Genomic DNA, 6,282 nt, shown 5'->3' with positions numbered 1-6,282 from the left:
GCAAGCGGACTCTATAAGGTCCCAAGGGTTATACGGGGTGTCTAATTTGCCCTGTTTATTCCGCAAATATCTTACTTCTCATCGCAGGGCACGTCATTACATTTTTTTTCAGGTACCCCTGATGGTTACTCGCAATGACGTGGTGGAGAGTTTAATTCTCCAACACCGCCCTCCTGCAATATTTACTCCGGTAATCCTGCGGGGTTAATCCCGTTATCCGTTTAAAGATCTTCCTGAATGTCTTCAAATCATTATAGCCAACCTTATACATCAATTCGCTGATGTTATGGTTGGTTTTCTCCAGTCCTTTTTTTACCGATTCTATCTTTACCTTTTGCAGGTATTCCATCGGGGTATTTTGCGTGGCACTTTTAAAACGGCGAATGAAGTTCCGCTTGCTCATATTGGTTTGGCCGGCAATCTCCTCTACCGAAATAGACAGGTGATAATTATTTTCAATAAACAGCTGCGAGCGCATGATTTCCTGGTCTTCATGCTGGTGCTGCCCTTCAAATACCTTGAAGTGCGCCTGGCTGGTACGGTCAATATCCAGCGAAAACATTTTACTGGCCCAAATGCCTGTATCCCTGCCGCAATATTTTTCAATAAGATATAATACCAGGTTCATGCTTGAAAAGGCCCCTCCGCTGGTATAAGTACCGTCTTTATCGGTGGTTACCATATCGGGTAAAATATCTACCTTGGGGTATCTGCGCTTCATATCATCAACAGCAACCCAGTGTGTAGTACAGGGTTTACCATCAAGTACTCCTGCCTCGGCTAAAAAATAGCTACCAAAACACAAACTGGCTACTTCCGCGCCTTTATCATACATATTCCTTATAAAGTCGATCAGGTTTTTGTTTTTACGCATCACCAGATCCGGCGGACCGTAAAACGCCGGGGCTATTACCAAATCGATATCCTTGATCTCATCAATGGTTTTAAAACCGGTAAACTGTGCAGGGAAATAAAGCAGGTTATTGTTTATTTTTTCGCCTACAAGTATTACGCTAAAGGCTTCGGTTTTGCCGCTTTCTACCAAAAAACGGTTAGTATGCCTCACCATATCCAACACGCCCGCTATGGTTGAAAGATTAATATCCTCGTGAATAAGCAGCGCTATTTCTTTCATTTGTTATAATTCAGGTTATTACAAATATATAAAAGCACCGGGTACAACAAGCCCAAAAAGCGACAATAGGTGATAAACACCTATTATTTAACTAATTTAAAATTAAGCGTTTAAACATCAACTCAAAATATCGGCTATCTCTTCAAAGCCTTTTTCGCGGGCCAGATCGGCGGGGAGTTTGCCGCCTTCCATCCGGGTAAAAACCTCAGCACCACTTTCCAGCAGCAGGATGATCAGCTCCAGGTTACCATTTTGCGCGGCCGAATGCAGTGGCGTAGCACCAGCTTGTTGAACTACATTTACTTTGGCGCCATTTTCAATAAGCATCCGGGCTATTTCGGTATAGTTTCCGGCGGCAGCCGAATGGATTGGGAACACGTTAAAACCGTTATTTGATTGCAAATTAACACTTGCACCTTTCAGCACCAGGTACCTCGCCACATCAAACTGCCCGAAATAACAGGCCAGACCAAGGGCAGTAAAGCCATCATCGGCATAGTCATCAAGCGCGTTAGGGTTGATGCCAACCAGGTGGGCTACCTCATCAAATTTACCGGCGGCAGCAGCTTCAAATAAACTAACATCGCTTACATAATTTAACAATAAGTTAGTAACCTCAGGCTTTTTATAATAGCAAGAAAGCATAAGCGGCGACACCTTAAGGCTCGTTTTTTGGGTGGCCAATGCCCGGTCGCGGCCAAGCAGGGTGTTGATACTATCTAAATCGGCAGATGCAATGTATTCTTCCAGTCTTTCTATGCTCATTACTTAGTTAAGTAAAGCGTTTACTATTACGCAGCTATTGTACGTACTTTGTTAAAGTTACGTTTTATGTTACGGGTAAATGTTGTTTTTCAATTATACTAAAAAATTAAAAATGTTACCAATAAGTTATATAATCTGTTAACTTTATATTCATTCGGCCTGTAATTTTTGGCGGGCTAATGAATCTTATATAAAATATTTACCGGGTGTAACAGCAAAGTTTACATAGGTGAAATTTTACGTAAGTTTGCACATAAACGATTGTTACATCAGGATGCCGGCAAAAGGAAACCAGTTTAGATCAAATAATTTCAAGGGAGAAAATCAGCCTCGCCAAACCGGCAAGGCCGAACAGGAACGGGTGAAAGGCAGGAAATTACCTAAACTGCCCAGCTTTGACTTTGACTACGAAAATGGCAAGGCTGTTAAAATAGCAGGCTTGTTTTCACTGTTATTATCCATTTTCTTTCTTATCGCTTTTACATCGTACCTGTTCACCTGGCAGGAAGATCAAAGCTATATTTCAAAAACAAACGGCGGCTGGCATAACCTATCAACCGGTACCACAGTTCATGAAATTGCCGACCTGAGCGATCCAACCATAAGGGCACAAAACTGGCTGGGCAAGTTTGGCGCATTATTGTCAAACCAGTTTATTTACGAGTGGTTTGGCGTGGCCTCGTTCATATTTGTTTTTGTGTTTTTTGTTGTGGGATACCGCCTGCTTTTTAAGGCCAGGCTATTTTCTATCCGCAAAACATTAGCCTATTCGTTATTCAGCATTGTTTTTATTTCGGTAGCGATAGCTTATTTTCATTCATTTATAATTGATTATCCGCACTACCTTGAAGGTGGTTTCGGCTTTTGGAGCAATCGTTTACTGGCTGCGCAGATAGGCGAGGCCGGCACCGGCGGTCTGCTGGTGTTTTTGGCACTTACCGTATTAGTGATAGCCTACAATATCGACTTTAAAATACCTCAGCGCAAAAGACGCACAGTTGCGGCTATGGAAGTTGATGAGATAGCGCCAGAACCTGTTGAACTGCTTGACGAAGAACCATCAACGCCGCTTGAATGGCCGCGGGGCAATAACAAGATCCGCGAAACTCATGTAAGCAGCATCATGCCCGAGCCAATGGTACAGGAACCCTTTAGGCCGGATCCTTTACGGCAACCGCCCATGGAGCAAATGCCTGAATATCATGAACCGGTGGTTTTACGTCCTGAAAATACGATCAAGCACGAACCCGAAGAAGAGGAAGAGATTCCACTTACCATTGATACCAACAGGCCTTTACCCGAGCTAAGCGTTGAAAAAACCGATAACGAAAAAGCAAATGACCTGGTAAGCCAGTTTGGTATATATGACCACAAGCTTGACCTTGCTTCATACAAGCTGCCTCACCTTGAGCTATTGGAAAACCATGGTTCAAACAAGATCTCGGTTAATGCCGAAGAACTGGAAGCCAACAAAAACAAAATTGTTGAAACGCTTAACCACTATAACATCGAGATCGATAAGATCAAGGCCACCATCGGCCCAACAGTTACTTTATATGAGATCATTCCCGCTCCAGGTGTGAGGATCAGCAAGATCAAAAACCTGGAGGATGATATTGCATTAAGCTTAGCAGCTTTGGGAATCCGCATCATTGCCCCTATGCCGGGCAAGGGTACCATAGGTATTGAAGTGCCTAACCAGAACCCCGAAATGGTTTCGATGCGCTCTATCCTATCTACCGAAAAATTCCAGAACACTACGATGGACTTGCCTATCGCTTTAGGTAAAACCATATCAAACGAGGTATTTATTGCTGATTTGGCCAAGATGCCCCACTTATTGGTTGCGGGTGCCACTGGTCAGGGTAAATCGGTTGGTATTAACGCCATCCTGGTATCGTTGTTGTATAAAAAACATCCTGCCGAACTCAAATTTGTACTGGTTGACCCCAAAAAGGTGGAGCTTACACTGTTCCGCAAGATAGAAAGACACTTCTTGGCCAAACTGCCTGATGACGGCGACGCCATTATCACTGATACTAAAAAAGTGGTAAATACCCTCAATTCGCTTTGTATTGAGATGGACCAGCGTTATGACCTGTTGAAAGATGCGCAGGTACGTAACCTCAAGGAGTATAATGCCAAGTTTGTGAACCGCAAGATCAGCGATCCGGAAAAACACCGTTACCTGCCATTTATAGTGCTGGTGATTGACGAGTTTGCCGATTTGATGATGACTGCCGGTAAAGAGGTGGAAATGCCTATTGCCCGTATTGCGCAGCTGGCCCGTGCGGTGGGGATCCATTTGGTTATTGCCACACAGCGACCTTCGGTTAATATCATTACAGGTACCATCAAAGCCAACTTCCCGTCAAGGCTGGCATTCCGGGTACTTTCCAAAATCGACTCACGTACTATCCTTGATGCAGGCGGCGCCGATCAGCTGATCGGTCGCGGGGATATGCTGTTCTCAACAGGCAGCGATTTGATCCGTTTGCAGTGCGCCTTTGTGGATACGCCGGAGGTTGAAGCCATATCTGATTTTATCGGTAACCAGAAAGGTTACCCATCGGCTATGTACCTGCCCGAATACGTTGGCGAAGGTGAAGCTAGCAGTGGTGCCAAAGAATATGATCCTGATGACCGCGACCCGATGTTTGAGGATGCCGCACGTTTGATTGTATTGCACCAACAGGGCTCAACATCACTCATACAGCGCAAAATGAAGCTGGGCTATAACCGCGCCGGTCGAATCATTGACCAGTTGGAAGCTGCCGGAATTGTAGGCCCATTTGAAGGCAGCAAAGCCCGTGACGTGCTTTATCCTGACGAGTATAGCCTTGAACGCTACCTCGAAACGCTTCAAAAACCTATTAAAGATTAAACCAAGCCCAATTTAATTACTCTAAACAAATAACTATTAATGATAATAGTTGTTGTTGAATAAAACTGAATGAAAAAGATCATAGCATATACCATTTTAGCAATAAGTACATACAGCACCGCTTTTGCACAGAAAGACAGCCAGGCAAAAGCCATTTTAAACCAGGTAAGCCAGAAATACCGGTCATATGATGTTATTAAAACTGATTTTACCTTTAGCTTAAATAACCAGCAGGCCAATATCAAAGAAACACAAACCGGCACACTAATCTCAAAAGCAAAAACCGGTAAATACCGGGTTACACTCTATAATTCGGCTGCAAAACCCGAAGTTGATAAAGAGATCATGAGCGACGGCAAAAGCCAGTGGACCTATCTTAAAAAAGATAAAGAGGTACAGGTAAGCGATGCCGATAAGGGCGGCGACGGCCTGAGCAACCCTGCCCAGATTTTCACCATGTACGAAAAAGGCTTTAAATACCTGTATACCGGCGAGCAAAAGATAGCCGGCAAAGCTTACCAAAACATTGAGCTTACACCCGAAGATGATAAAAAAGCCATTTTTAAAGTGAAGCTGACTATCGATAAAGTAAAAAAACAGATCTATAGCGCTTTACTGTTTGATAAGAACGGCAATAGGTATACTTATACCGTGCGCACCTTTACCCCTAACGTACCCGCTCCTGACGCTACTTTTGCATGGGATGCCAAAGGACACCCGGGTGTTGAGCTCGTGGATTTGAGATAGTTAGATCTGAGATATTTTAAAGCGGAAGAGCTTATCTTCCGCTTTTTTATTTAAATTATTTTGCCTCAGCCGCCGCTCGCCTCTTGGCGAGTGGCAACTATTGCCAGGCCTCTGGCCTGCGTTGAGCACCTGATTTATTTAATCCCGGCGGCGGGACGCCGTGGGATAGTTGCCACTCGCCAGGAGGCGAGCGGCGGCAAAGAGTTACAAACTTAACTCCTCAATTTTCTTTAAAACAGCCTCTACCCTTCCTTCAACCGTTGTATCCCCTTCAATAACCAGTAAAGGCGTTTTAAGATTGTTCATCCAATTTTTATGCGAATGTAAACTCCGGCTGTTGGTAATAAGCTCATCATATCCACGAGCCCATTCAATAAACTCATTGTAAAGACGGTTTCGTTCTTTATCTGTATAGATAATATCGCCGTAGCGTTCATGTTCCCTGTCCTTTAATCGTTGAAGCCTTAGCTCCTGCGGGATGTATAAAAATACTGACAGGTTAAACTGCCAGTTATTATTCCAGTTGATCACAGAACCGCCAAGGATCCAACTTTCGTTGCCGGCCATTTCTTTGTTGATCAAAGTATTTCTTTCTTCAGGAGGTCTCCGCTCAGTAAAAGGTGGATCAGAGGGGTACCAGAAATAATGATCGCTATCGAAATATGGATAGCCCAGCTTTTTGCTCAAAGCCTGGCCGAGTGTGGTTACTCCTGAGCCTGAAGCACCGAAGATGTTGATGTGCATAATGCAG

The 6,282-nt window shown here is 44.0% G+C and carries 5 protein-coding genes; 2 read left to right on the top strand and 3 right to left on the bottom strand.

Annotation, left to right across the window (positions count from 1 at the left end):
- Positions 1–151: 151 nt before the first annotated feature.
- Together VF500_RS04630 and VF500_RS04625 are read right to left on the bottom strand one after the other, a co-directional pair.
- Positions 152–1,135 carry a GlxA family transcriptional regulator gene (locus VF500_RS04630; RefSeq protein WP_330858559.1) on the bottom strand — a complete coding sequence of 328 codons (984 nt, stop codon included), beginning with the start codon at positions 1,133–1,135 and terminating at the stop codon, positions 152–154.
- Positions 1,136–1,252: 117 nt separating this feature from the next.
- Positions 1,253–1,900, bottom strand: coding sequence for an ankyrin repeat domain-containing protein (locus tag VF500_RS04625; protein WP_330858558.1), 648 nt, complete (start codon positions 1,898–1,900; stop codon positions 1,253–1,255).
- 274 nt (positions 1,901–2,174) lie between these two features.
- Here VF500_RS04625 and VF500_RS04620 point away from each other — a divergent pair, with 274 nt between their 5' ends.
- Both VF500_RS04620 and VF500_RS04615 read left to right on the top strand, forming a co-directional pair.
- The gene (locus VF500_RS04620; protein WP_330858557.1) at positions 2,175–4,784 is read left to right on the top strand and encodes a DNA translocase FtsK; all 2,610 of its coding nucleotides are present in this window, start codon (positions 2,175–2,177) and stop codon (positions 4,782–4,784) included.
- 69 nt (positions 4,785–4,853) lie between these two features.
- A complete protein-coding gene (locus VF500_RS04615) occupies positions 4,854–5,531 on the top strand; it encodes a LolA family protein (protein WP_121231166.1) in 678 nt (225 codons plus the stop codon).
- A 204-nt stretch (positions 5,532–5,735) separates the two neighbouring features.
- On the opposite strand, the gene VF500_RS04610 is transcribed toward VF500_RS04615, so the two are convergent.
- A partial coding sequence (locus VF500_RS04610; protein WP_330858556.1) for an AAA family ATPase occupies positions 5,736–6,282 on the bottom strand: 547 nt, incomplete at its 5' end.

It is taken from the genome of Mucilaginibacter sp. (assembly GCF_036383575.1).
Lineage (GTDB): Bacteria > Bacteroidota > Bacteroidia > Sphingobacteriales > Sphingobacteriaceae > Mucilaginibacter.
Note: the sequence above shows the minus strand (reverse complement) of the source record. Positions and strands in the feature narration are given on the sequence as shown.

What these genes read in the sequence shown, in the direction of transcription:
- VF500_RS04620 (WP_330858557.1), top strand. Translation starts at nt 2,175, where the DNA reads ATGCCGGCAAAAGGAAACCAGTTTAGATCAAATAATTTCAAGGGAGAA.
- VF500_RS04625 (WP_330858558.1), bottom strand. Translation starts at nt 1,900, where the DNA reads ATGAGCATAGAAAGACTGGAAGAATACATTGCATCTGCCGATTTAGAT.
- VF500_RS04615 (WP_121231166.1), top strand. Translation starts at nt 4,854, where the DNA reads ATGAAAAAGATCATAGCATATACCATTTTAGCAATAAGTACATACAGC.
- VF500_RS04630 (WP_330858559.1), bottom strand. Translation starts at nt 1,135, where the DNA reads ATGAAAGAAATAGCGCTGCTTATTCACGAGGATATTAATCTTTCAACC.